The 24,883-nt window shown below is 70.7% G+C and carries 20 protein-coding genes and 1 pseudogene; 10 read left to right on the top strand and 11 right to left on the bottom strand.

Annotation, left to right across the window (positions count from 1 at the left end; genetic code table 11):
* Positions 1 to 8: 8 nt before the first annotated feature.
* From OHA05_RS09065 to OHA05_RS09050, 4 genes are read left to right on the top strand one after another with little or no spacing between them, the layout of a single operon-like run.
* On the top strand, positions 9 to 950 hold the full coding sequence (locus tag OHA05_RS09065; protein WP_313946881.1) for an RluA family pseudouridine synthase: 942 nt from the start codon (positions 9 to 11) through the stop codon (positions 948 to 950).
* A complete protein-coding gene (locus OHA05_RS09060) occupies positions 947 to 1,423 on the top strand; it encodes a GNAT family N-acetyltransferase (RefSeq protein WP_328860262.1) in 477 nt (158 codons plus the stop codon). The genes OHA05_RS09065 and OHA05_RS09060 overlap by 4 nt, the downstream gene beginning before the upstream one ends.
* 43 nt (positions 1,424 to 1,466) lie before the next feature.
* Positions 1,467 to 3,053, top strand: coding sequence for a Na+/H+ antiporter (locus OHA05_RS09055; protein WP_313946883.1), 1,587 nt, complete (start codon positions 1,467 to 1,469; stop codon positions 3,051 to 3,053).
* A 27-nt stretch (positions 3,054 to 3,080) separates the two neighbouring features.
* Positions 3,081 to 3,833 carry an SDR family NAD(P)-dependent oxidoreductase gene (locus tag OHA05_RS09050; RefSeq protein ID WP_328860261.1) on the top strand — a complete coding sequence of 251 codons (753 nt, stop codon included), beginning with the start codon at positions 3,081 to 3,083 and terminating at the stop codon, positions 3,831 to 3,833.
* Positions 3,834 to 3,900: 67 nt separating this feature from the next.
* Here OHA05_RS09050 and OHA05_RS09045 read toward each other — a convergent pair whose 3' ends face one another.
* Entirely contained in the window at positions 3,901 to 5,013 is a 1,113-nt protein-coding gene (locus tag OHA05_RS09045; protein WP_328860260.1) for a mechanosensitive ion channel family protein, read from the bottom strand.
* 23 nt (positions 5,014 to 5,036) lie between these two features.
* Between OHA05_RS09045 and OHA05_RS09040 the strand changes: the two are divergent.
* Positions 5,037 to 5,617 (top strand): annotated as a pseudogene (locus tag OHA05_RS09040) (dienelactone hydrolase family protein).
* A 37-nt stretch (positions 5,618 to 5,654) separates the two neighbouring features.
* Here OHA05_RS09040 and OHA05_RS09035 read toward each other — a convergent pair.
* The 5 genes from OHA05_RS09035 to OHA05_RS09015 all read right to left on the bottom strand — a co-directional run bounded on the left by OHA05_RS09035 (position 5,655) and on the right by OHA05_RS09015 (position 12,156).
* Positions 5,655 to 7,220: a serine/threonine-protein kinase gene (locus OHA05_RS09035; protein ID WP_328860259.1), complete on the bottom strand. Its 1,566-nt coding sequence runs from the start codon at positions 7,218 to 7,220 to the stop codon at positions 5,655 to 5,657.
* A gap of 97 nt (positions 7,221 to 7,317) precedes the next feature.
* Entirely contained in the window at positions 7,318 to 8,976 is a 1,659-nt protein-coding gene (locus tag OHA05_RS09030) for an alkaline phosphatase D family protein (RefSeq protein WP_328860258.1), read from the bottom strand.
* A 161-nt stretch (positions 8,977 to 9,137) separates the two neighbouring features.
* The gene (locus OHA05_RS09025) at positions 9,138 to 9,953 is read right to left on the bottom strand and encodes a DsbA family protein (RefSeq protein ID WP_328860257.1); all 816 of its coding nucleotides are present in this window, start codon (positions 9,951 to 9,953) and stop codon (positions 9,138 to 9,140) included.
* Positions 9,954 to 10,068: 115 nt separating this feature from the next.
* Entirely contained in the window at positions 10,069 to 10,755 is a 687-nt protein-coding gene (locus OHA05_RS09020) for a hypothetical protein (protein WP_328863356.1), read from the bottom strand.
* 66 nt (positions 10,756 to 10,821) lie between these two features.
* Complete coding sequence (locus tag OHA05_RS09015) at positions 10,822 to 12,156, bottom strand: DUF2252 domain-containing protein (RefSeq protein WP_327684746.1); 1,335 nt, start codon at positions 12,154 to 12,156, stop codon at positions 10,822 to 10,824.
* Between the two features lie 167 nt (positions 12,157 to 12,323).
* On the opposite strand from OHA05_RS09015, the gene dnaE reads away from it, so the two are divergent.
* Positions 12,324 to 15,866 (top strand): DNA polymerase III subunit alpha, encoded by a 3,543-nt coding sequence (gene dnaE / locus OHA05_RS09010; protein WP_313946891.1) that lies wholly within the window; start codon positions 12,324 to 12,326, stop codon positions 15,864 to 15,866.
* A gap of 86 nt (positions 15,867 to 15,952) precedes the next feature.
* Here dnaE and OHA05_RS09005 read toward each other — a convergent pair whose 3' ends face one another.
* Positions 15,953 to 16,132 (bottom strand): hypothetical protein, encoded by a 180-nt coding sequence (locus OHA05_RS09005; protein WP_313946892.1) that lies wholly within the window; start codon positions 16,130 to 16,132, stop codon positions 15,953 to 15,955.
* A 286-nt stretch (positions 16,133 to 16,418) separates the two neighbouring features.
* Between OHA05_RS09005 and OHA05_RS09000 the strand changes: the two genes are divergently transcribed.
* Genes OHA05_RS09000 through OHA05_RS08985 form a run of 4 tightly spaced genes read left to right on the top strand, consistent with a single transcriptional unit; the run spans position 16,419 to position 20,220 of the window.
* Positions 16,419 to 17,651, top strand: coding sequence for an NYN domain-containing protein (locus tag OHA05_RS09000; RefSeq protein ID WP_313946893.1), 1,233 nt, complete (start codon positions 16,419 to 16,421; stop codon positions 17,649 to 17,651).
* Positions 17,652 to 17,688: 37 nt separating this feature from the next.
* The gene (locus OHA05_RS08995; protein ID WP_313949042.1) at positions 17,689 to 18,663 is read left to right on the top strand and encodes an ABC transporter ATP-binding protein; all 975 of its coding nucleotides are present in this window, start codon (positions 17,689 to 17,691) and stop codon (positions 18,661 to 18,663) included.
* Positions 18,660 to 19,490 carry an ABC transporter permease gene (locus OHA05_RS08990; RefSeq protein ID WP_413777783.1) on the top strand — a complete coding sequence of 277 codons (831 nt, stop codon included), beginning with the start codon at positions 18,660 to 18,662 and terminating at the stop codon, positions 19,488 to 19,490. The genes OHA05_RS08995 and OHA05_RS08990 overlap by 4 nt, the downstream gene beginning before the upstream one ends.
* A 34-nt stretch (positions 19,491 to 19,524) precedes the next feature.
* Positions 19,525 to 20,220 carry a DUF2567 domain-containing protein gene (locus OHA05_RS08985; protein WP_328860256.1) on the top strand — a complete coding sequence of 232 codons (696 nt, stop codon included), beginning with the start codon at positions 19,525 to 19,527 and terminating at the stop codon, positions 20,218 to 20,220.
* A 526-nt stretch (positions 20,221 to 20,746) separates the two neighbouring features.
* On the opposite strand, the gene ybaK is transcribed toward OHA05_RS08985, so the two are convergent.
* From ybaK to OHA05_RS08965, 4 genes are all read right to left on the bottom strand, one after another.
* Positions 20,747 to 21,241, bottom strand: coding sequence for a Cys-tRNA(Pro) deacylase (gene ybaK / locus OHA05_RS08980; protein WP_328860255.1), 495 nt, complete (start codon positions 21,239 to 21,241; stop codon positions 20,747 to 20,749).
* 16 nt (positions 21,242 to 21,257) lie between these two features.
* Positions 21,258 to 21,998, bottom strand: a complete 741-nt coding sequence (locus tag OHA05_RS08975; protein WP_328860254.1) for an LON peptidase substrate-binding domain-containing protein — start codon at positions 21,996 to 21,998, stop codon at positions 21,258 to 21,260.
* 11 nt (positions 21,999 to 22,009) lie between these two features.
* Entirely contained in the window at positions 22,010 to 23,032 is a 1,023-nt protein-coding gene (locus OHA05_RS08970; protein WP_313946897.1) for a hypothetical protein, read from the bottom strand.
* Positions 23,033 to 23,134: 102 nt separating this feature from the next.
* Positions 23,135 to 24,736 carry an oxidoreductase gene (locus tag OHA05_RS08965; protein ID WP_328860253.1) on the bottom strand — a complete coding sequence of 534 codons (1,602 nt, stop codon included), beginning with the start codon at positions 24,734 to 24,736 and terminating at the stop codon, positions 23,135 to 23,137.
* Between the last annotated feature and the right edge of the window lie 147 nt (positions 24,737 to 24,883).

Below are 24,883 nucleotides of genomic sequence, written 5' to 3'. Positions count from 1 at the left end.
CTCGACGGGTGAGTACGCTTCCCGAGATCCGCACCCTGCCCGTACCCGATGGCCTCGAGGGCGAGCGCGTCGACGCCGCCATCTCCCGGATGTTCGGGTTTTCCCGCACCAAGGCGGCCGAGCTCGCCGCTGCCGGAAAGGTGCAGGTCGACGGCTCGGTGGTGGGCAAGTCCGAGCGGGTGCACGGCGGGGCGTGGCTCGAGGTGGAGATGCCGCAGGCGCCCGCGCCCGTGCAGATCGTGGCCGAACCGGTCGAGGGCATGGAGATCGTCCACGACGACGACGACATCGTCGTGATCATGAAGCCCGTCGGTGTCGCCGCCCACCCGAGCCCCGGCTGGACCGGGACGACCGTGATCGGCGGTCTCGCGGCCGCCGGCTACCGGATCTCGACCTCCGGCGCCGCCGAGCGCCAGGGCATCGTGCACCGGCTGGACGTCGGCACCTCCGGACTGATGGTCGTCGCCAAGTCGGAGCGCGCGTACACCCTGCTCAAGCAGCAGTTCCGGGAGCGGACCGTGGACAAGCGCTACCACGCGCTGGTGCAGGGACACCCGGACCCGATGAGCGGGACCATCGACGCTCCCATCGGGCGCCACCCGAACCACGACTACAAGTGGGCGGTGACGGCGGAGGGCAAGCCGTCGGTGACGCACTATGACCTGATGGAGGCCTTCCGGGCCGCCTCCCTGCTCGACATCAAGCTGGAGACCGGGCGTACGCACCAGATCCGGGTGCACATGGCCGCCCACCGGCACCCGTGCGTGGGCGACCTGACCTACGGCGCCGACCCCACGATGGCCAAGCGCCTCGGGCTGACCCGGCAGTGGCTGCACGCCGTGCGCCTGGGCTTCGAGCACCCCGCCGACGGGCAGTGGGTGGAGTTCGAGAGCACCTACCCCGACGACCTCCAGCAGGCCCTCGACAAGATCGCGGCGGAGAGCGCATGACGACCGGGTTCCAGGTGCGGGTCGCCGACGGGCCCGCCGACCGTGAGGCCTGCTTCGCGGTCCGCAAGGACGTGTTCGTCGTCGAGCAGCGGGTCCCCGCCGACATCGAGTACGACAGCTTCGACGAGATCGGCACCGGCACCGTGCATGTGCTGGCCACGGCCGACGACGGGACCCCGCTCGGCACCGGCCGGCTGCTGCACGGGCCGGCCGCCGCGGACAGGACCGGCGGCGACACGTCGGTCGGCTCGCTGGGCCGGCTCGCGGTGACACCCGCGGCCCGGGGCCTGGGCGTCGGGGTGGCGCTGGTGCACGCCATCGAGGACGCGGCGCGAGAGCTCGGCCTCGTGGCGGTGGACCTGCATTCCCAGACGCACGCGCTCGGTTTCTACGAGCGGCTGGGGTATGTGGCGTACGGCGAGGAGTTCTGGGACGCGGGGATAGGCCACCGGGCGATGCGCCGCCCGCTGTAGGCCGCCCCGGATTTCCCGTCCTCGAACAGGAGGCTCTCGCACCGTGGACCAACTGGCGCTGGTACTCGCGCTGTTGCTCGGGGCCGTGGTGACCGTACCGCTGGGGGACAAGTTCGATCTTCCGGCGCCCGTGCTGATGACGCTGGCGGGCATCGCGCTGGCCTTCATCCCGTTCGTGCCCAACGTCGAGATCCCGCCCGACTTCATCCTGCCGCTGGTGCTGCCGCCGCTCCTCTACGCGACGGTGCAGCGCACCTCCTGGCGTCAGTTCGCTGCCAACGTCCGGCCGATCATGCTGCTCGCCGTGGCCCTGGTGTTCGTGACGATGGCCGCCGTCGCGGCCGTCGCGACCACACTCGTCCCCGGGCTGCCCCTCGCCGCGGCCGTGGCGCTCGGCGCGCTGGTCGCCCCGCCCGATCCGGTCGCCGCCACCGCGGTCGCCGGCCGGCTGGGGCTGCCCCGCCGTCTGGTGTCCATCCTGGAGGGCGAGGGACTGTTCAACGACGTCACCGCGATCGTGCTCTACCACGTGGCGATCGCCGCCGCGGTCACCGGAACGTTCTCCTGGCCCGAGGCCGCTGGGGAGCTCGTCCTGTCCGCCGTCGTCGCGGTCGCGGTCGGGCTCGCGCTCGGCTGGCTCTCCAACAAGCTGATGAGCTACCTCGGCGACGCCACGCTCCAGATCGGTCTGTCGCTGCTGGTGCCCTTCGCGAGTTACGTACTCGCCGAGGAACTGCACGGCTCCGGCGTCCTCGCGGTCCTCACGACGGCGCTGTTCCTCGCCGAGCACACGGCGGACGCCGACGACGTGACCGGCCGGCTGGCCGGCAACACCTTCTGGGACATCGTCGACACCCTGGTGACCGGCGTCGCCTTCGGTCTGATCGGCCTGGAGCTGCACAACGTCTTCGGCACGGCCGAGGGGCAGCTGTGGGAGATGCTCGGCTGGGGCGTCGCGATCAGCGCGGTCGTCGTGGGCGTACGCCTGTTCTATCTGCTGCCGGCGACCTGGCTGGCCAAGCGCCTCCACGACAAACGCGACCTCGACGAGGAGATCCCCGTCGGCTGGCGCGAGACCGTCGTCATGTGGTGGGCCGGGATGCGGGGCGTGGCGACCGTCGCGCTGGCGCTCGCCATCCCGCTCACCACGGACAGCGGCGAGGCCTTCCCCGGTCGGGACCAGATCATCTTCATCGCGTTCTCGGTGATCATCTCCACCCTCGTGTTCCAGGGGCTCACCCTGCCCTGGCTGGTCAAGCGCCTCGGGGTGCAGTCCGACTCGGACGCCGAGCGGGAACTGGAGCACGGGCTCGCCCTGCGCGCCGCCAAGGCGGCCAAGCACCGGCTGCGCGAGATCGAGGACAGCGAGGAGCTGCCGGAGGAGATCAGCGAGCGGCTGCTGCGCAGGGCCTACGAGATCGGGGCACGGATCAGCCCCGACATCGTCGAGGACGAGCGGCGCGAGTGGTACACCAAGCGGCTCGACCGGCTGAAGATGGTCCAGCGCATCCAGCGGGAGATGATGTCGGCGGCCCGCCACGAAGTGCTGTCGGCGCGCAACGAACCGGGAGCCGATCCCGAGATCGTCGACCGGGTGCTGCGCCACCTGGATGTACGCAGCCTCCGCTGAGCGCCGCGGGCTCGTAGGATCCCCAGCATGGCGCGCACCGTGGTGATCAGTGGCGGCGGGACGGGAATCGGATTCGCGGCGGCGGAGGCTTTCGCCGCCGACGGGGAGCAGGTGGTGCTGCTCGGGCGGCGCGAGGAGGTCCTCGCGCGGGCGGCCGAGCAGATCCCCGGCGCCCGCTACTGCGCGGTCGACCTCAGCGAACCGCGCGGCGCCCGGGAGGCCGCGGAGTTCACGGAGCGCGAGTACGGGACCGTCGACGTCCTCGTGCACAGCGCGGGCGGCAACGGACGTCTGGAGCAGCGTTCCGCGTACGACGGCGACCCGCTGGAGGCTGTCGCCCGCGACTGGACGGTGAACTTCCGGCTCAACACCCTCACGGCCGCCCTGCTCACCGAGGCCACCCGCGGCCATCTGGCCACCCCTGGGGGCCGGGTGCTGTTCCTCAGCTCGATCGCGGCGTACCGGGGGTCCGGCCTCGCGCCGTACGCGGCGGCCAAGGCCGCGCTGCATCCGTACGCCTTCAAGCTCGCCCGCGAACTGGGACCGCGCGGGATCACGGTCAACGTCGTCGCACCGGGGTTCGTCGAGGAGACCGAGTTCTTCGGTGGCGGCGGCTTCCCCGAGGAGCGCCGGAGCGCCCTGGTCGCGGAGACCGCGACCGGGCGCATCGGCCACCCCGGCGATGTGGCGCAGACCCTGCGCTGGCTCGCCTCGTCGGCGGCCGGCCACATCACGGCCCAGGTCATCCAGGTCAACGGCGGCGCCGAGCGCGGGCACTGAGGGCCGGGACGCCCGGCGCCGGGTGCTCGGATGTCAGCCGGGGTTCTCGTGCCCGGACACCCGTGGGTCAGCCGCGGCCGGTCCGTGGAGTGCCCTCCTCCGGCGCGATCTGGTCCTGGGTGAGCTCGGCCGGCTTCTCCTCCCGCTCCACGGCGTGGGCGGTGGCGATCCGCGGCAGCGCGTACGGATGCTGGTCTGACAGCCAGGCGATCAGCTGCTCGCGCACCGCGCACCGGACGGTCCAGATGTCGTCCGCGTCCTTCGCCGTCATTACCGCGCGTACCTGGATCGTCGAGGGCGTGGTGTCCGTGACGGCGAGCGACCAGTCGCGGCCGTCCCAGGCCGGGCACTCGCGCAGGACGTCACGGAGCTTGTCGCGCATCTCCGGCACCGGTGTGGAGTGGTCGAGATGGAAGAAGACGGTGCCGGTCATCTGCACACCGCCGCGGGACCAGTTCTCGAACGGCTTGCTGGTGAAGTACGACACAGGCATGGTGATCCGGCGCTCGTCCCAGGTCCGTACGGCGAGGAAGGTGAGCGTGATCTCCTCGACCGTTCCCCACTCGCCGTCCACCACCACGGTGTCGCCGATGCGCACCATGTCGCCGAACGCGATCTGGAGTCCCGCGAAGAGGTTGCCCAGCGTCGACTGGGCGGCCACACCGGCGACGATGCCGAGGACACCGGCGGACGCCAGCATCGAAGTCCCGACGGCGCGCATGGCGGGGAAGGTCAGCAGCATCGCCGCGAAGGCCACCACGCCGACGACGGCGATGACGACCCGCTGGATGAGGGTCACCTGGGTGCGCACCCTGCGCACCCGGGCCGGGTCGCGGGTGGCCGCGGCGTAACGGGTGTAGGTGGACTCGACGACGGCCGTCGCGATCCGCACGACGAGCCAGGCGGAGGCGCCGATCAGCACCAGGGTCAGCACCTGGCCGATGCCCCGGTGGTGTTCGCGGATGCTCTCGATCTGCGCCTGGCGGTAGGTGGCTCTCAGCATCGCCGTGCACAGGACGACCTGCAGCGGCAGGCGGCACCGGCGCAGCAGACCCCACAGCGGGGTCTCGGTGTGGCGGGTGTCCTCTCGGCGCAGCAGCAGGTCGACCAGCCATCCCACGAACAGCGTGAGGACGACCGAGCCACCGATGACGATCAACGGGCGCAGCACGTTCTCCATGCCCACGAACGTAACCTGACGGCATGGACATCATGCTTTTCCATTCGACGTATGGCCTTCGTCACGGTGTGCGCCAGGCCGCCGAGCGCCTGGAAGCCGCAGGTCACACGGTCTGGACCCCGGATCTCTTCGAGGGCAGGACCTTCGGGAGCACCGAGGAGGGCATGGCCTTCCAGGACGGGATCGGAAAGGACGAACTGCTCAAAAGGGCGGTTCTCGCCGCGGCGCCCCGCTCGGACCGTGGCCTCGTCTACGCCGGCTTCTCGCTCGGCGCTCCGTCGCGCAGACGCTGGCGCTCGGCGACGAGAAGGCCCGCGGGCTGCTGATGATGCACGGCACCTCCGACATCGCGGAGGACGCGGCGGTCGACGACCTGCCGGTACAGCTGCACGTCGCCGATCCCGACCCCTTCGAGCCGCACGACTGGCTGACCGCCTGGTATCTCGGGATGGGGAGGGCCGGAGCCGACGTCGAGGTCTACCGCTATGCCGGCGCCGGGCATCTCTACACCGACCCGGACCTGCCCGACTACGACGAGGAAGCCGCCGAGCAGACCTGGCGGATCGCTCTCGCCTTCCTCGAATCGCTGGACGGCACGCCGTAGGGCGGATGTTGGGGCCCGGCCGCTCGCGGGGGCGGGTTCAGGGCCGGGTGCAGCGGCCCGAGGCTCCGGCCGCCGTGGGGCGGCACTGGAGGCCGTAGTCGGCCGAACTCGTGCTCAGATAGCGCCCGATGCAGGTGCTCGGCGACGTCCTGCCGCGTTCGGCGCAGAACGCCAGCGCCGCCCGGCCGTCCGCGAAGGGGCCGGGTGCGTAGATGACCCAGAACCCCGGGCGCAGCGAGGCGTAGTCGTCGCTGCGGACGAAGACGGCCTCGGGCACGGTGGCGCGGACCTTCGCGAGGCGTACGTCACGTGCGGCGGTGCCGGAGCCGAGGGGCTCGGAGTAGAGCTGGGCGATCCAGCCGCCGGTGGCCGGCGGACGGGGCGGGTCCGAGGACTCGTCGGGGCTGCTCGGTGTCGGTGTGGGTGTGGGCGTCGGCGTGGATGACGGTGACCGGGTGGGGCTGGGGCTCGGCGTGGGCCGTGGATCGCTCGTCGTCGCTGCCGGCGTCGAGACGGCGGACCCGGTCGGGCCGCCCCGGCCGCCTGCCTCGTCCTTGCCCAGGTCCCGCAGGACGAGCACCAGAGCGGTCGCCGCGGTGATCGCCACCGCCACCGCGATCACGGCGGCGACAACGGCCCCGCGTGGCTTGCCGCTTCGCCGGTCCGGCAACGGCGGGGGCTGCGGGACCGTCGGCCTGGGACTGTCCAGCTGGGTGGGGACGGGGGGCACCGGGCCCGGCATCACCGGGGGAGGAGCGGTCGCCGTCATGGTCGGGCCGGCCCAGTGCGGCAGCATGCCGGACTCCACCTGCGCCAGCATCGCGTCCAGTTGCCGCGCGTCGGGGCGGCCCGCCGGGTCGCGAACGAGCAGTGCCCCCAGCACCGGTGCGAGCGGACCGGAGCGCACCGGCGGCGGTACGTCCTCGTCCAGCACGGCGGCGAGCGTGGCCAGGGTCGTCCCCCGGCGCAGTGGGCTCAGCCCCTCGACGGACACATAGAGCACGAGCCCCAGCGACCAGAGGTCGGAGGCCGGGTCGTCGTCCCGGCCGCGGATGCGCTCGGGGGCGATGTACTCGGGGGAGCCGATGAGTTCACCGGTGGCCGTGAGCGAGGCCGAGCCCTGGAGGGCGGCGATACCGAAGTCGGTGAGCACGGCCCCGCCCCCGGGACCGTCCCGCAGCAGCACATTGGCGGGCTTCACATCGCGGTGCTGAATGCCGGCCGCGTGGGCGGCGCGCAGCGCCGAGAGCACCTGACGGCCGATACGTGCCGCCTCCACGGGTGCGAGGGGTCCACGGCCGAGCCGGTCCTGGAGCGTGGTGCCCCGCACCAGCTCCATCACGATCCACGGATGCGGTTCGCCGTCCACGATGTGATGGATCGTCACCACGTGGGGGTGGCTGAGCCGGGCGAGTGCCCGGGCCTCGCGGAGCACCCGCTCCCGCACGGCGCCGGACGTCCCGGCCTCCGACCGCACCGCCTTCAGGGCGACTTCGCGGTGGAGCACGGTGTCGCGAGCCCGCCACACCGTGCCCATACCGCCACTGCCCAGCGGTTCGATCAGCTCGAACCGCCCGTCGATCACGTCCCCCGGCGCATGCATGGCGTCAGGTTAGAGCAGCTCTGCGTCATCACACCCGTACAGGGTTCGTTCTTCACCCGTAGGTTCCCGGGCCGCGGGTACCGGCGGGCCGAGTGCCTCAGCGCACCGGCTGGTTCACCCGCTCGACCTTCTGCGTGCCGTTCAGCGTCCGGTACGACCGGGCCCAGGTGGCGGTCGCCTCGCGCTTCTTCTTGTCGGACAGCACGTAGTAGTCCATCTGTGAACGCTCGGCCGTCACGTCGAGGACGCCGTAGCCGTGGCTGTCCATGTCCAGCCACTTCACATGGCGGTTGGCGGCCCTGACCGCCGCCTGCGCGACGACGGAGACCGTCCCCGGTGCGACATGGAGGATGTCGTCCAGGTTGTCCGAGGTCACCGACGTCACGACGAACTCGGTCGCGGCGGACTGGGACAGCGGGTATGTCGCGGCCTTGACCGGAACGTCGTTGGCCCAAGCCATGTGGATGTCACCGGTGAGGAAGACGGTGTTCTTGATCCCGCGCTGCGTGAGGTGCGCCAGCAGCTCCCGGCGGTCGTCGGTGTAGCCGTCCCACTGGTCGACGTTGACCGCCAGGCCGCCCTTGGGCAGACCGAGCAACTCCGCGATGGGCTCCAGCAGATGGGCCGGCAGCGCTCCGAAGGCGACCGGCGAGATCATCACCGAGGTGCCGACCAGCTTCCACGCGGCGTCGGAGCCGGCCAGTCCGGCCTTGAGCCAGTCCAGCTGGGCACGGCCGGTGATGGTGCGGTCCGGGTCGTCCACACCGCCGTTGCCGATCGACGACTGCTGCGAGCGGAAGGACCGCAGATCCAGCAGATGCAGATCCGCCAGCTTGCCGAAGCGGAGCCTGCGGTAGACCGTGCCCTCGGTGGAGGCGCGCACGGGCATCCACTCGAAGTACGCCCGCCGGGCGGCGGCCGCACGGGCCGCGTAGTCCCCCTCGGTACCCGGGGTGTGGTTCTCGGCGCCGCCGGACCAGGCGTCGTTGGCGATCTCGTGGTCGTCCCAGATCGCGACCACGGGGTGCGCGGCGTGCAGCGCCTGGAGGTCCGGGTCCGTCTTGTAGGTGGCGTGGCGCAGCCGGTAGTCGGCGAGCGTGAGGATCTCGTGCCGGGGGGAGTGCTGCCGTACGCCGTGCTCCGCGTCCGGGTAACCGCCCGCCGCGTACTCGTAGATGTAGTCGCCGAGATGGAGAATCGCGTCCAGGTCGGCGCGGGCGGCCAGGTGCCGGTAGGCGGAGAAGTAGCCGGCCTCCCAGTTGGCGCAGGAGACCACGCCGAAGCGCACCCCGGACGTGGCGGCCTCGGTTGCCGGAGCGGTACGGGTGCGGCCCACGGCGGACACGGTGGTGCCGGCGGTGAAACGGAACCAGTAGACGGTCGCCGGGCGCAGGCCCCTGACGTCCGCCTTGACGGTGTGGTCCGTCTCGGCCGTCGATGTGGTGGTGCCACGGGCGACGACCTTGGTGAAGGCGCTGTCCTCCGCGACCTCCCAACCGACCGCGGTGTCGGGGCCCTTGCCCGAGCCCGGGAGGGACTCCGGCGTGGGGGTGATACGTGTCCACAGCAGTACGCCGTCGGGCAGGGGGTCACCGGAGGCGAGGCCGTGCAGGAAGGCCGGCGCAAGCGCGGCGGTGGCCGCGGAGGCGGAGGCGGAGGCGGCGACCGCTATGGCGGGCGCAGCGACGACAGCAGTGGCGGCAGCGGCCTTGACGACCGTGCGGCGGCTGGGAGTTGACGGGGTTCGACTGGTCACGGCCGATCAGACTACTGACCGGTAAGGCGAATGGGCGAGCGAACTGTCAAAGTTCGCCCGCCCATCCGGAGCGGTCCACCGGCGCGTTCCCCAACGGCCGCCCGGCCGCCCGGGACACTTCGGTCACCGGGCCCGCGGGGCGGGCCGTGAAGCCGCGCGGATCAGCCCTTCAGCACCTTGTCGAGCGAGGTCCGGTACTGCTCCACGGTCATCGGCGGGTTGTCGGTGCCCTCCGCCGTGATCTTCTTGCCGTCCATCTTCAGCGTCGGCGTACCGCCGACACCGCTCTTGTCGAACGTCGCGGACATCTTCATCGCCCACGCGTCGAACGTCCCGTCCTCGACGTTCTTCTTGAACTCGGCGTTGGACTTGAGCGCCGGGACGGAGTCGGCGATCTCCAGGAGGTAGGAGTCCTTGGCGAACTTGTCCTGGCTCTCCTCGGGGTGGAACTTCGCCGAGTACAGAGCGGCCTTGTACGCCGTGAAGGCGTCGGGGCTCACATTGAGCGCGGCGCCGAGCGCGCTCAGCGCGTTCTTGGAACCCTCGCCCTGGTCGGCGTTGTCGATGAAGGTGGCGCCGACGTACTTGAGCTTGTACGTGCCGTCGGCGACGTCCTTGGCGACCGTCTCGCCGACCGCCTGCTCGAAGCTCGCGCAGACCGGGCAGCGGGAGTCCTCGTACAGCTCCAGCGTCTTCTTCGCGGCCGGCTTGCCGATGACCACGGTCGTGCCGTTCGTGCCCTCGGTGTTCTTGGGCGCGGTGACGGTCTTCTCGTCCTTCACCGACTCCCAGTGATCCGGCTTGTTGGCCTGCATCACGGCGTACCCGGCGCCGCCCGCGATCGCGAGGACCACGATCGTCGAGCCGATGACGATGAGCTGTCGGCGGGTCTTGTCCTTCTTGGCCTGGCGCTCGCGCTCCTGGCGCAGCCGCTCGCGGGCCGCCGCCTTGTTGGCCTGGCTGTTACGTGCACTCATGGTTCTTCACTCCGTGGGATGTCGTATCCGCGGATACGGGGAAACGCCGGGGACACGGAAACCGGGACATACCGGGAAACGGGAAGTCCGGGAGACCGGAAGGGGGACGGTGGGCTCAGGCGAGAACCGCGGCCGAGTCCGGTGGTCCCCTTCGTCCGACGGAATGCACCAGCAGCCGCGCGCGGGCCCGCGCGGCCCGGACGGGTGCGCGCCGGGCGCCGGTGCCCCCGGATCGCTCCCTCGCCCCCACCGCGGCGACTGCCAGCAGCAGCGGCCGGAACGCGAAGGCGCCGACCGCCCGGACGAGGCCGGCCAGCGCGGACTCGCCGCGCCGCAGCCAGGCCGCGGCGAGCAGGCCGACCGAGACATGGGCGGCGAGCAGCAGCCAGGGCACGGCGGGGTCGGCGGAGTGCAGCAGATTCGCCGCGCCCGGGTCGGCCGCGGCCACCCCCGGCAGCCCGCTGCCCACACTGCCGCCGCAGAGCACGTCGAAGCCGACCGTGCGCAGCGAACCGGCGACCGGTCCGCCGCCCGGGCCGTAACAGACGTCCTGGCCGGCGGTGAAGACGGTGTCCGCGGCCAGCTCCAGGGGGACGAGCAGGCCCGCTATCCGCCAGAAGCCGCGCTCCTGCCCGGACAGCAGATAGGCGACGCCGAAGACGAGCGCCGACATCCCGGCGAGGGTCGTCCACGGGAGCGGGGAGCGGGAGAGCAGCACATGAGAGGCGGCGGACAGCGTCACGACCAGTGCCGTGAAGATCGCTGCCCGCAGCCCCCTGAGCTGCACACCCGACAGATTCATCACCGGGGAGTCTCCCATGGCTCCCTGAGAGGGTTCTTAACGGATCCGGTCGCGGGGCGGAGCGCCCTACAGACCGGGGATCCGGCCGTTGCGGAACAGGTCCACGAAGATCTGGTGGTCCTTGCGCGCCCGGGAGCCGTAGCCGTGCGCGAAGTCGACCAGCAGATCGGCGAAACCGTCCTCGTCCGCAGCGATCGCCGCGTCGATGGCCCGCTCCGTGGAGAACGGCACCAGCGAGTGGCCGCTCTCGTCATCGGCGGCACCGTGCATCGTGGCGGTGGCCCGGCCGAGGTCCGCGACGACCGCCGCGATCTCCTCCGGGTCGTCGATGTCCGACCAGTCCAGGTCCACCGCGTACGGCGAGACCTCGGCGACCAGCTGGCCGGCGCCGTCGAGCTCGGTCCAGCCCAGCCACGGATCGGCGTGGTCCTGGAGAGCGCGCTGCGAGATCACCGTGCGGTGACCCTCGTGCTGGAAGTACTCCCGCACCGACGGGTCGTCGATGTGCCGGGAGACCGCCGGGGTCTGCGCCTGCTTCATGTAGATCACGACGTCGTTCTCGAGGGCGTCGCTGTTGCCCTCCAGCAGGATGTTGTACGAGGGGAGGCCGGCGGAACCGATGCCGATGCCTCGCCGGCCGACCACGTCCTTGACCCGGTAGGAGTCGGGGCGGGTCAGGCTGGACTCGGGCAGCGTCTCCAGATAGCCGTCGAAGGCCGCCAGGACCTTGTACCGGGTCGCCGCGTCCAGCTCGATCGTGCCCCCGCCGGAGGCGAAGCGGCGCTCGAAGTCCCGGATCTCCGTCATCGAGTCGAGCAGGCCGAAGCGGGTCAGCGAGCGGGCCACGCGCAGCGCGTCCAGCAGCGGGCCCTCGGCGGTGTCCAGCGTGAAGGGCGGCACCTCGTCGTTCTTGGCGCCGGCGGCCAGGGCGTGGATGCGCTCGCGGTAGGCGGCGGCGTAGATCCGCACCAGCTCGGTGATCTGCTCGTCGCTGAGGGCCTTGGTGTAGCCGATCAGGGCGAGGGACGCGGCCAGCCGCTTCAGGTCCCAGGTGAAGGGGCCGACATAGGCCTCGTCGAAGTCGTTGACGTTGAAGATCAGCCGGCCGTTGGCGTCCATGTACGTGCCGAAGTTCTCGGCGTGCAGATCGCCGTGGATCCACACCCTGCCGGTGCGCTCGTCCAGGTACGGACCGCCGTGCTGCTCCCGCTCGAGGTCGTGGTAGAAGAGGCAGGCGGTGCCGCGGTAGAAGGCGAACGCGGAGGCCGCCATCTTCCGGAACTTGACCCGGAAGGCGGCCGGATCGGCGGCCAGGAGCTCGCCGAAGGCGGTCCCGAATACGGCGAGGATCTGCTCACCGCGCTGTTCGGCCGTGACCTCGGCGGTGTGCGGTACCGACATCGCTGGGTGCCTCCTGGTGCATGACAAATGGGACAGTGCTTCCGCCCCTCCAACGCTCGAAGGTACTCGGGAGTGCCCCGCGATTGTCAGTGGAGAGTCGTAGACTTCCACGCTGTCCCCCCAGACCGTCCGTTACCCGCCACTCGCCGTTCCCGGAGGCCCCCGCCGTGACCAAGCCGCCGTTCACGCACCTGCATGTGCACACCCAGTACTCGCTGCTGGACGGTGCCGCGCGGCTGAAGGACATGTTCAACGCGTGCAACGAAATGGGCATGTCGCACATCGCGATGACGGACCACGGCAACCTCCACGGGGCGTACGACTTCTTCCACTCGGCGAAGAAGGCCGAGGTCACTCCGATCATCGGGATCGAGGCCTATGTGGCCCCGGAGTCCCGGCGGAACAAGCGCAAGATCCAGTGGGGTCAGCCGCACCAGAAGCGCGACGACGTGTCCGGTTCCGGTGGTTACACGCACAAGACGATCTGGGCGGCGAACAAGACCGGACTGCACAACCTCTTCCGCCTCTCCTCCGACGCGTACGCCGAGGGCTGGCTCCAGAAGTGGCCGCGGATGGACAAGGAGACCATCGCCCAGTGGTCGGAGGGGCTGATCGCCTCCACCGGCTGCCCGTCCGGCGAGCTCCAGACGCGGCTGCGGCTCGGCCAGTTCGACGAGGCGCTGAAGTCGGCGGCGGAGTACCAGGACATCTTCGGCAAGGACCGGTACTTCCTGGAGCTGATGGACCACGGCATCGAGATCGAGCGCCGGGTCCGTGACGGCCTGCTGGAGATCGGCAAGAAGCTCGGCATCCCGCCGCTGGTCACCAACGACTCGCACTACACCTACTCCCACGAGGCGACGGCGCACGACGCGCTGCTGTGCATCCAGACCGGCAAGAACCTCTCGGACCCGGACCGCTTCCGCTTCGACGGCACCGGCTACTACCTCAAGTCCACCGACGAGATGTACGCGGTGGACTCCTCGGACGCCTGGCAGGAAGGGTGCGCCAACACCCTCCTGGTCGCCCAGCAGATCGACACGACCGGCATGTTCGAGGCCAAGAACCTCATGCCGAAGTTCGAGATCCCCGACGGCTTCACCGAGGTCACCTGGTTCCAGGAGGAGGTGCGGCGCGGCATGGAGCGCCGCTATCCCTCCGGCGTCCCCGCCGACCGCCAGAAGCAGGCGGAGTACGAGATGGACGTCATCATCCAGATGGGGTTCCCCGGGTACTTCCTCGTGGTCGCCGACTTCATCATGTGGGCCAAGAACAACGGCATCGCGGTCGGCCCCGGCCGAGGCTCCGCGGCCGGCTCGATCGTGGCGTACGCCATGGGCATCACCGACCTCGACCCGATCGAGCACGGACTGATCTTCGAGCGGTTCCTCAACCCCGAGCGCGTCTCCATGCCCGATGTCGACATCGACTTCGACGAGCGCAGGCGCGTCGAGGTGATCCGGTACGTGACCGAGAAGTACGGCGCCGACAAGGTCGCCATGATCGGCACCTACGGCAAGATCAAGGCGAAGAACGCCATCAAGGACTCCGCCCGGGTCCTCGGCTATCCGTACGCGATGGGCGACCGGCTCACCAAGGCGATGCCCGCGGACGTCCTCGGCAAGGGCATCGACCTGTCCGGCATCACCGACACCTCGCACCCCCGCTACAGCGAGGCCGGCGAGATCCGCGGGATGTACGAGAACGAACCGGACGTGAAGAAGGTCATCGACACCGCCAAGGGCGTCGAGGGCCTGGTCCGGCAGATGGGTGTGCACGCCGCCGGCGTCATCATGTCCAGCGAGCCCATCGTGGACCACGCCCCGATCTGGGTGCGGCACACCGACGGTGTGACCATCACGCAGTGGGACTACCCGCAGTGCGAGTCGCTCGGCCTGCTGAAGATGGACTTCCTCGGCCTGCGCAACCTCACGATCATGGACGACGCCATCAAGATGGTGAAGGCCAACAAGGGCATCGATCTGGAGATGCTCGCCCTCCCGCTGGACGACCCCACGACGTACGAACTGCTGTGCCGCGGTGACACGCTGGGTGTCTTCCAGTTCGACGGCGGCCCGATGCGCTCGCTGCTGCGGCTGATGAAGCCCGACAACTTCGAGGACATCTCCGCCGTCTCGGCCCTGTACCGCCCGGGCCCGATGGGCATGAACTCCCACACGAACTACGCGCTCCGCAAGAACGCGCAGCAGGAGATCACGCCGATCCACCCGGAGTTGGAGGAGCCTCTCAAGGAGGTCCTCGGCGTCACCTACGGCCTGATCGTCTATCAGGAGCAGGTCCAGAAGGCCGCCCAGATCATCGCCGGGTACTCCCTCGGCGAGGCCGACATCCTCCGCCGTGTGATGGGCAAGAAGAAGCCCGAGGAACTGGCGAAGAACTTCGTCCTGTTCCAGGAGGGCGCCCGCAAGAACAAGTACTCCGACGAGGCGATCCAGGCGCTGTGGGACGTCCTGGTCCCCTTCGCCGGATACGCGTTCAACAAGGCGCACTCCTCGGCGTACGGCCTGGTCACCTACTGGACCGCGTACCTCAAGGCGAACTACCCCGCCGAGTACATGGCCGCGCTGCTCACCTCGGTCAAGGACGACAAGGACAAGTCCGCGGTCTATCTCAACGAGTGCCGCCGCATGGGCATCAAGGTGCTGCCGCCCAATGTGAACGAGTCCCAGTCGAACTTCGCCGCGCAGGGCGACGACGTGATCCTCTTCGGCCTCTCCGCCGTCCGCAACGTCGGTACGAACGTGGTCGAGTCGATCATCCGCTCCCGCAAGGCCAAGGGGAAGTACACGACCTTCCCCGACTTCCTCGACAAGGTCGAGGCGGTCGTCTGCAACAAGCGGACCGTGGAGTCCCTCATCAAGGCCGGCGCCTTCGACGAGATGGGCCACACCCGCAAGGGCCTCGTCGCCCACCACGAGCCGATGATCGACAACGTGGTGGCGGTCAAGCGCAAGGAGGCCGAGGGGCAGTTCGACCTCTTCGGCGGCATGGGCGACGCGGAGGACAGTTCCGAGCCCGGCTTCGGTCTCGACGTGGAGTTCTCCGACATCGAGTGGGACAAGTCCTATCTGCTCGCCCAGGAGCGCGAGATGCTCGGGCTGTACGTCTCGGACCACCCGCTCTTCGGTATCGAGCACGTCCTCAGCGACAAGACGGACGCGGCGATCTCCCAGCTCACCGGCGGCGAGCACGCGGACGGCGCGGTCGTCACCATCGGCGGCATCATCTCGGGCCTCCAGCGCAAGATGACCAAGCAGGGCAACGCCTGGGCCATCGCGACCGTCGAGGACCTGGCCGGTTCGATCGAGTGCATGTTCTTCCCCGCGACCTACCAGCTGGTGTCCACCCAGCTCGTCGAGGACACGGTCGTCTTCGTCAAGGGACGGCTCGACAAGCGTGAGGACATTCCGCGGCTCGTCGCCATGGAACTGATGGTTCCCGACCTGTCGTCCGCGGGCACCAACGCCCCGGTCGTCGTCACCATCCCCACCGTGAAGGTGACCCCGCCGATGGTGAGCAGGCTCGGCGAGATCCTCAGCCATCACAAGGGCAACACCGAGGTACGGATCAAGCTTCAGGGGCCGCGCAAGACGACGGTGCTACGGCTCGACCGGCACCGTGTGCAGCCGGACCCGGCCCTGTTCGGCGACCTCAAGGTGCTGCTCGGTCCGTCCTGCCTGGCGGGCTGACACCGCATCCGGGGCCTCGTGCCCGAACACCCGGAAGGGGCGCGCCCGTCGTCACGGGCGCGCCCCTTCCGCTGGATGCGGGCCGATCAGTTGTGACCGAAGCGCCGCTGATGTTTACGGGCAACGTCCGCCGGGCTGCCCTGGCCTTGCGACTGCGGGCGGGCCTGGGACTCGTAGGCGGTGGTCTTCGCCTGCTCGTTGCCACGCTCCGCCGGGGACGCCGCGCGCTCCTGTTGGCCGCCCTTGCGATTCTTGTTCTTGGCCATGGTGTGCCTCCACTGGGATCTAGGGGCCAGGGCCGCGATCAGACTCACATACAGGACGATACGCCGCATTTTGGATCATAGCGGTGGGTAAAGACCCCATGTCACAGGCCTTGACACGGGATCCGCCACGCCGATGATCGAGTTCCGGCCGTTAAGCCTCATGTGGTCGGGCAGACTCGAAGGAAACCCGCGAGAATCCCCGGTCCGGAACCTTTTTCCGGTCCGGAGTCTTCTTGCATTCCGACGTTCCCGAATTTCCCGAAGTTCCCGAAAGAAGGTGGAACGCGTGGACCGCTGCGTTGTCCTGGTTGACGCCGGATATCTGCTGGGCGCCGCCGCGAGCCTGCTTGCCGGGGAACCGGCGCGTTCCCGGATCACTGTCGACCATTCCGCACTTATTCAAGGCCTTCGCGAACTCGCCGAGGCCGATACCGAGCGCCCCCTGTTGCGTATCTACTGGTTCGACGGAGCCCCCGACCGTGTGCCGCAGCCCGAACACCGCAGGCTGCGGGTGATGCCCCGGGTGACGGTCCGGCTCGGCGCACTGACCCGCAGCGACGGACGCTGGGCGCAGAAGGGCGTGGATGCGGCCATGCACGCCGAGCTCACCGAACTGGCCAGAAATCGCGCATGCTCCGACGTGGTCCTGGTGACCGGCGACGGGGATCTGCTGCCCGGCCTGATGTCCGCCAAGGAGCACGGCGTGGCCGTGCACCTGTGGGCGGTGCAGGCCGCCGACGGCGACTACAACCAGTCCGAGGACCTCGTCGCCGAAGCCGATGAGCGGCGGGTGCTCGACCGCGCCTGGATCACCGGGGCCGTACGGGCCAAGGAACTCACCGGCGTCTGCGCGCCGCCCCCCGTCCCGCGGCCGGAGATCGCGGCCATCCTCTCCGCACCCCTGCCCGAGTCGGCGCTCGCCGCCTCCCAGGAGCGGGCCGCCGAGGCCGCGCGCAACGGCGCTCCGCCCGAGCCCACCGACAACGGCGCCGCGGCCCCTCCCGCCCCCGCCGCCTCCTCCAAGGGCGTGCCCACGCCCAAGGACCTGGCGAGTCTGCGGGCCCCCGGGCCGCACCCCCCGCACCACCCCGCGAACGCCACCCTGCGCTGGTCCTCCGACAAGGGCTGGGTCGAGCGGGCCGGCGGTGCGCTGGGCGAGCCGCCGGAGACGGCCTCGCTGCCGACGCTGGCTCAGCTCACCAGCGCCGAGCAGCGCTGGGCCGATCGCGAGGAGGACATCACGACGGTCGGCGGCGACCCCTTCGAGGTCGGTCAGGTGTTCGCCCGGCGCTGGATGGCGCGACTGCCGGAGGCCGGCCATGTGCAGAAGCTGTCGACGATGTACCCGCGGATCCCGCACCGCATCGACGGAGAACTGCTGCGCTACGCAGCACGTTTCGGTCTGCTGGCGCACAAGGACGACCAGATCGACGAACACGACCGCTATGCGATCCGGGCCGGATTCTGGCGGGAGATCGACGTCCGGGCGGCGGCGGAACACGCCCCGGCCGGGGAGTAGCCCCGGCGACCCCGTAGTCTCGTACCTCGTGAGTACGGTGTGCGTGGTGCGGCGACTGGTCAAGACGTACCCCGCCGTGCGCGCCCGGCGGGGGGTTCCCGCGACGCCCGAGGTGAGGGCGACGGACGGGATCAGCCTGGAGGTCCGGGGCGGTGAGATCTTCGGTCTCCTCGGCCCGAACGGCGCCGGCAAGTCCACCCTCGTGCGCCAGCTGACCGGTCTGATGCGGCCCGACTCGGGCAGCGTCGAGGTGCTCGGCCACGATCTCGTACGCCACCCGGAGCGGGCCGCGCGGCTCATCGGGTACCTCGGGCAGGAGTCCACCGCGCTGGACGAGCTGACCGTCGCGCTGGCCGCCGAGACGACCGGGCGGCTGCGCGGACTGACCACCCGGGACGCCCGGGCCGAGCGGGACTCCGTCCTGGAGGAGCTCGGGCTGACCGCGCTCGCCGGGCGCCCGCTGAAGAAGCTGTCCGGCGGGCAGCGCCGGCTGGCCTGCTTCGCCGCCACGCTGGTCGGTGAGCGCCCGCTGCTCGTCCTGGACGAGCCGACGACCGGTATGGACCCCGTCGCGCGCCGCGCGGTGTGGGCGGCCGTCGACCGGCGCCGGGCCGTGAACGGAACGACGGTCGTGCTCGTAACTCATAACGTGATCGAGGCGGAGACCGTCCTCGACCGCGTCGCCGTCCTGGAGCGCGGCCGGGTGATCGCCTGCGACACCCCGGGCGGGCTGAAGGAACGGGTGGCGGGCGAGGTGCGGGTCGAGCTGGTGTGGCGGGACCGGGCGCCGCTGGACGTGCCCGAGGTCGCCGCGCTGCGCGGCTCCGCGCAGCAGTCGGGGCGCCGCTGGGTGCTGCGACTGGCGCCCGACGAGGCGCGGGCCGCGGTCGCCGCGGTGACGGGGGGAGCGGCGTTCGCCGCACTCGACGACTTCACGCTGACGACGCCCAGCCTGGAGGACGTGTACTTGGCGCTCGGGGGGAACGCGACGAAGGGGCTGGTCAAAGCGTGAGCATCGTTCCCGCGGAGGCGGTGTCCGGGAAAACCGGACAGATCAGGGTCCACAGCGCGGCGGCCGAACCCGCCGCGCCTCTCGCACCGCGGGCCCGGCTGCTGCCGGCTCTCGGTGCCGTGTACCGCGCGCAGCTGTCGCGGGCACGGGTGGCCAGGATCCCGCTCCTCTTCGTGGCGACGTTCCAGTCCGTCGGGATCATGGTCCTGATGCGCGGGGTCGTGGACGGCGGTGCCGAGGCGCGTGCCGTCGTCGCCGGCTCCTCGGTCCTCGTCGTCGCGTTCGTCGCGCTGAATCTGCTCGCCCAGTACTTCGGGCAGCTGCGCGCCACCGGTGGTCTGGACCACTATGCGACCCTGCCGGTGCCGCCCGCGGCCGTGGTGCTCGGGGCGGCCGGAGCGTACGCCTCCTTCACCGTGCCCGGCACGATCGTCACCGCCGTCACCGGCAGCGTGCTGTTCCAGCTGCCCATGACGCATCTGTGGGTGCTCGTGGCGGTGATCCCGCTGAGCGGGGCCGCGCTCGCCGGTCTCGGTGCGGCGCTCGGCCTGCTCGCACCGCGCCAGGAATTCGCCACACTGCTCGGGCAGTTGGGCATGTCGGCCGCGCTGCTGCTGGGAGTACTGCCGGCGGACCGGTTGCCGGGGCCGATCTCGTACGCGCGTGATCTGCTGCCGTCGACGTACGGCGTCGAGGCCCTTGCCAGGACCTTCGAGGCGAGCCCCGACTGGGCCGTCGTGGCGCTCGACCTCGCGGTCTGCGCGTTCGTGGGCGTCGTCTCGCTCACGGTCGCGACGTGGGCCTATCGGCGGGCGGCGGTCCGGTGAGGCGCCGGACGAACACGTTTGGCACGATGGCGGTGTGACTGCACCGCTGACACCGCCGCATCAGCCCTCCCCGAACGATCCGTGGCAGACGCCGCCGACCGGTCCCGTACCCGCGTACCCGCACCACGGGGCCGAGGGGCACGAGGGGGCGCACCCCGACGACCCGGACCTGAGGACGGATCTGCGGGACAGCGCGGTGGTGCTGGTCGCGGTGGCGGTCGCGGGTGTGGCGCTGGGCCTGCTGTGGCTGTGGCTGGCGCCCCGGGTGCCGCTGATCTCCGACGGCAAGGCGGTGTTCCTGCGGGACACCGAGGGTGAAGAGGCGATGGGAGCAGACGGAACGTTTGCCCTGCTCGCGCTCGCCTTCGGCGCGGTGAGCGCGGCGGTGCTCTTCCTGCTGCGCAGGCGTGGCGGAATCGCGCTGGTGGTGGCGCTCGCGGTCGGCGGTCTGCTCGGCTCACTGCTCGCCTGGGGCATCGGTACATGGCTCGGCCCCACGGACGACGTGGTCGCCCACGCCCGCGAGGTCGGCAAGGGGGTCGTCTTCGACGCACCGCTGGAGCTGAACGCGCACGGGGCGCTGCTGGCGTGGCCGGTGGCGGCGATGGTGGTCCACCTGGCGCTGACGGCGTTGTTCGGCCCACGGGACGTGGAGCCGGAGTGGGACGCCTACGGTCCCCAGGACGTCTCGCAGCACGGACCGCAGTCCGGTCCGCGGCACGGCGCCTGACCGGGGCCTGACGCGCGGCCGGTTATCCGGCCTCGCCGGCGGGGCCGACCCGGGGCCGTGGACCCGGCCGGAGCCCATGGCGCCTGATCCCGGGGTCTGATCCGCCGTCGGTCACACGGAAGCCGCAGCGCGCCCGCGCCGCGAAGGGCCCCCGTGAGGGCCACCCTCCGCGGCACGGGCGCGACCGTCACGCCGGGCGGTGGCCGTGGTTGGACTTACGGGTGCGCCACTTGCGCTTGCGGGTGCGTTTGGACATGAGGACGTACCTCCACATCGGACTTCCGCGTACGGATGGTCCGAGGCCCTGTCCGGGCGATCTTGTCGGGCCTGTGACGACAGCTACGGCACTCCCCCGTAGCCCTTCGGGCACGGGAGGCGCCCCCACGCTGTGTTGTCGGAGTCGCCCGAGTACGCCCAGTACGAGGACGATCCTTCGCCGTGCGATGCGCCGCATCTGACGCCACAGGCTGATCCTCGAAGATCGCCAGGACAGGACCTGGTCGAGGAGGCCCCTGCCGTCGAGCCCCTACGCGCGGCCGATCGGTGCCAGCACCGCGGAGGTGAGGGCCGCCAGGTCCGACGGGGAGAGCTCGACCTCCAGGCCGCGGCGGCCCGCCGAGACACAGATCGTGGGGTGGCCGGCCGCCGACTCGTCCAGCACGGTGGTCAGGCGCTTGCGCTGGCCCAGCGGCGAGATCCCGCCACGGACGTAACCCGTCGTGCGTTCCGCAGCCGCCGGGTCCGCCATCGTCGCGCGTTTGCCGCCGACCGCCGTGGCCAGGGCCTTGAGATCCAGTTTGCCCGCCACCGGCACCACCGCGACCGTCAGTTCGCCGTCGACGTCCGCGACAAGCGTCTTGAAGACCCGGTCGGGGGAGACACCGAGCGCCTCGGCCGCCTCCTCGCCGTACGACGCGGACGCCGGGTCGTGGGCGTACTCGTGCACGGTGAACTCCGTGCCCGCCGCGGTCAGCGCGACCGTCGCGGGCGTGCCGCCCGGTTTCCTGGGCTTCTTCGCCACGTCGAGGGGCTCCTGTTCAGTTGGGGCTCGTCGGCGCCCGCGTCAGATCGACCGCGGGCAGCGACGGAAGATGCCGGATCACCGCGGTCTCCGCGCGCAGCAGCGTCAGTTCCTCGCGCAGCCGCGCCGCGGTGTCCTTCGCCTCCAGGAGCCGCTGCTTCGCGGGGGTGTCCAGCACGGCCGCCGCCGCGACCAGATAGGACACCACCGACGGCTCGTCGGGCAGGTCCGCTCCCGTGGACAGCGAGCGCTCGCGGGCCCCCGCCAGCCGCTTCTGGTAGCTGCGGAAGGCCCGCAGCACACCCTCGGCGAGCGCTCCCGCGCCGTCCCCGGTCTCTTCCGGGAGCTCCTCCACCTCGGCCGTCAGAAAAGGGCCGCTCGCGTCGACCGAGAGCAGCCGGATCCGGGTCGTACCGGTGGCGAGCACCTCGAAGCTGCCGTCGTCGCGCTCACGGATGGTGGCGGCGTCGGCGATGCAGCCCACGGGGTGGAAGGCCTGGACGGGATCGTCGCCGAAGCCCGCCGTGGGGCCGCGCTCAAGCACAGCGGTCTGGTCCGGCATCCCGGGCAGCGTCGGCGCGACCTCCCGGCCGTCGCGGATGGCGACCACGGCGAAGCGGCGCGGCTCGGACTCGTCCGTCTTCAGCAGTTCGCGCATGAGGGCGCGATAGCGCTCCTCGAACACGTTCAGGGGCAGGACGAGACCCGGGAACAGCACCGAGTTGAGCGGGAAGAGAGGGAGACGTGCGGTGGTCACAACGGTCAAGCCTAATGGTCCGCGGACCCGCTTCGTCCGGCCCTTGCCCGCAGAGGTCTCGAGGAGGCGATCTGCAGCCGTACCGCGTCCCGTGCGTCGAGGAACCGGCCGAGCGGATCGTCCGAGAGGTGGTTCCACGGGAAGGATGTGGCATACGGCCCGATGAGCCGGAACTGTTCCAGCGCGGGTTCCCAGCGCCGCCGCCCCGCCAGCACGTACGCCGTCAGGTTGCGGACCTCCGCGGGCCACGGGTCGCCGGGCTCGTAGTCCGCCGAGAGGGCGACCGCGAGATCGGCCGCCGCGTCGATCCGGTCGTCCTGGACGGAATTGGTGTCACCGCTCAGCAGTTGCGCGAAGGCCGCCCGCACCGGCAGGGCCTGCACCAGGGACCCGGGCAGTGCGTCGGCCGCGGCCTGCTCGGCGAAGTCGAAGCACTCGCGGTGCGAGCCGTACCACTGGGCGGACAGGTACTGCAGGGCCGCGACGTGGCATCCGTAGTGGTGCGAGGAGCGGCGGACGGCCTGCTCCCACAGCGACTCGAAGGCCGTGTGCGTGGCATGGGTCCCCCGCGCGTGGTCCAGGGCGATCCGCCACGGCACCGGGTCGTCCGGGTCCGCCTCCGCCGCCGCGTCCAGCAGCGGGCCGACCTCGCGCAGCCGCTCGGCGCGCGCCGGTGACTCCCAGGCCCTGCGGACGGCCAGCTCCGCCTTGAGGACCAGCGCGTCCGGGTCGCGAGGCGCGACGGCGAGCCAGGAGGTGAGCCATTCGTCCCGGTTCAGGGCGAAGGCGGCGAGCCGCAGAACGTAGCGGTCCCGGTCCTCCCAATCGGCTGATTCCCGTGTGGTCGCGAGCAGTTTGGCGGCCGGTTCCCACTCCCCGAACGCTGCCGCCACGAGGGCAGGGCTGAGCCGTTCGTCGGGCGCGTCGAGCAGAACCGCCTGGTCGGGCGGCAGACCGTGGGCGATCCGCGGGGCGGTGCGGACCCTCCGTGCGGTGCGCATCAGGACTCGAAGCAATGACATGGTGCGGACCATTGAAAACCGCAGGTGGGGGCGGCGCCAGAGGATTGCTGTGAAGCTTTGGTGGCGGCCGGATGGTTGTCCTGACGGAAGCCAAGAGAGCGTAAAGAAAGTGACTCAGCCGCGCCGCAGGAGACGGGACGCGCCGGCCGCGACCGTCGTGGCGAGAATCCACCCCAACAGCACCAGCGCGGCGGCGGCCCACTGCCAGCGGCTGTCAAGCAGCCAGTAGCCGTCCTGGCCGAGATTGATCACCGGCACGAGCAGATCCAGCGCGTACAACGGGGCGTTCCACTCCGGATGCTCCCCGGACTTGATCGGCGCCGGTTCCACCTGGGAGAAGGCGACCGTGCCGGCCGCCCACAGGACCGCCATCCACAGCGCGGCCCGTCCTGGCCGGTAGCCGTACGCCACCGTCCAGTCCTGGAGCAGACCCCACAGCTTTCCGGCCAGGGGCAGCGTCTCGCGGCGTCTGCGCTGCTTGGCCAGCAGCACCTCCCGGGCGTCCTCGTCCTCGCCGCTGTTGCGCAGCACGGTCGCGAGGCGTTCGTACGGCTCGGGGGAGTACTCGGGGGTCGCCGAGGCCACCCATTCCAGCCGTCTGCTCAGCGGAAACTCCTCGTACGGGACGAGGTTCTCGTAGACGAACCCGCCCATCGCGAGTCCTCCCGGGCCCGGCCAGCTGACCGCCATGTCGATCAGGGTGACGACCTTCGCGCCGTTCAGCACGACCCGGCCCTCCTCGGGGCGCTCGGCGCTGAACCGCAGCTCGGGTGTCACGATCCGGCGCAGTGACAGCTCCTCGCGCGCGTTCAGCACGAACCGCGCACGGTTCAGATCGATCGCGTCACCGAACCGGCCGTCATCAAGACGCACCCCGCCCCGGCACTCGAACGGCTGAAGTCTCGTCCCGCGCCCCGCGGTGCTGCCCCGAGGGGTGCCGAACGGGGGAGTGGCGCCCTGGTTGCCGGTGGCCTCGCTGACCCACGCGCCCGTCATGTAGAGCGTCCGCTCCACGCTGAGCTGGGGTGCGTTCAGCGCCCGGCGCTCGCCCGCGGCCCGCAGTCTGCTGCCGCGCAGGCTGAGCGAGACGCCGACCTTCGCGCCGCGCAGGCTGAACTCGCCGTAGGTCTCTATCAGTTCCGCCTGTAAGTCCTGCGCGACCGACATGCCGTCCGCGGTGATCGCCCGGCCCCTGCGGTCGGGCCGCACATGGATCTGGTTGATCAGCAGGTCGGTGCCGATCTGGGCGTCCGTGAGCCGGATGCCGTGCTCGACGCGGCAGCGCGGCAGGTGGAGATCGCCCTCGGTGCGCAGCCGGGCCGCCTCGATCCGCGGGATGGCGCAGCCGACCATGCGCACGGTGGTGAAATGCGCCTCGGGCATGAGCAGTTCGTTCTCGAAGCGGCAGCCGTTCAGCTCGACGTACGGGGCGATGCTGCCGCCGGCGAGCTTGAGGGTGCCGGTGATCTGGATCCCGCGCAGCTTCAGCGCGGCCACCCGTCCGGGGCGGGCGGTCGGTCCGCTCAGCAGCAGCCGGGCGACGATCGACGCGCGGACACTGCGGTCGGGACCCCAGGGGCGTGGCGAGAAGGGGTCGTTCAACAGGGGATTGGGATCGCTCAGGTCGTATGTGCTTCCGTTCCGGAAGGCGTTCCACATGCGTTCCTCGGGCGGGCTCAGCCCGTCGGGAGGACCGTCGTCCAGCGGCTCGGTCACTGCCGCTCCTCCGCTTCCTTGGCTCGTACAGCTGTTCTTCCCGCTGAGTAACCAACTGAACGCATGTGGTCATGGTCAAAAAGAGTGGCGTGTATCAGCCATTGATACGGACGATCGGAGGCCGGACCCGGTCTGAGAGAATTGTCT

Origin of the sequence: Streptomyces sp. NBC_00306, assembly GCF_036169555.1 — a bacterium.
Lineage (GTDB): Bacteria > Actinomycetota > Actinomycetes > Streptomycetales > Streptomycetaceae > Streptomyces > Streptomyces achmelvichensis.
This window is presented reverse-complemented; position numbering and strand designations above follow the sequence as displayed.

Coding starts and splice junctions, on each gene's coding strand:
- OHA05_RS09060 (WP_328860262.1), top strand. CDS start 947: ATGACGACCGGGTTCCAGGTGCGGGTCGCCGACGGGCCCGCCGACCGT.
- OHA05_RS09050 (WP_328860261.1), top strand. CDS start 3,081: ATGGCGCGCACCGTGGTGATCAGTGGCGGCGGGACGGGAATCGGATTC.
- OHA05_RS09045 (WP_328860260.1), bottom strand. CDS start 5,013: ATGGAGAACGTGCTGCGCCCGTTGATCGTCATCGGTGGCTCGGTCGTC.
- OHA05_RS09035 (WP_328860259.1), bottom strand. CDS start 7,220: ATGCATGCGCCGGGGGACGTGATCGACGGGCGGTTCGAGCTGATCGAA.
- OHA05_RS09025 (WP_328860257.1), bottom strand. CDS start 9,953: ATGAGTGCACGTAACAGCCAGGCCAACAAGGCGGCGGCCCGCGAGCGG.
- OHA05_RS09020 (WP_328863356.1), bottom strand. CDS start 10,755: ATGAATCTGTCGGGTGTGCAGCTCAGGGGGCTGCGGGCAGCGATCTTC.
- OHA05_RS09015 (WP_327684746.1), bottom strand. CDS start 12,156: ATGTCGGTACCGCACACCGCCGAGGTCACGGCCGAACAGCGCGGTGAG.
- OHA05_RS09005 (WP_313946892.1), bottom strand. CDS start 16,132: ATGGCCAAGAACAAGAATCGCAAGGGCGGCCAACAGGAGCGCGCGGCG.
- OHA05_RS08970 (WP_313946897.1), bottom strand. CDS start 23,032: ATGGTCCGCACCATGTCATTGCTTCGAGTCCTGATGCGCACCGCACGG.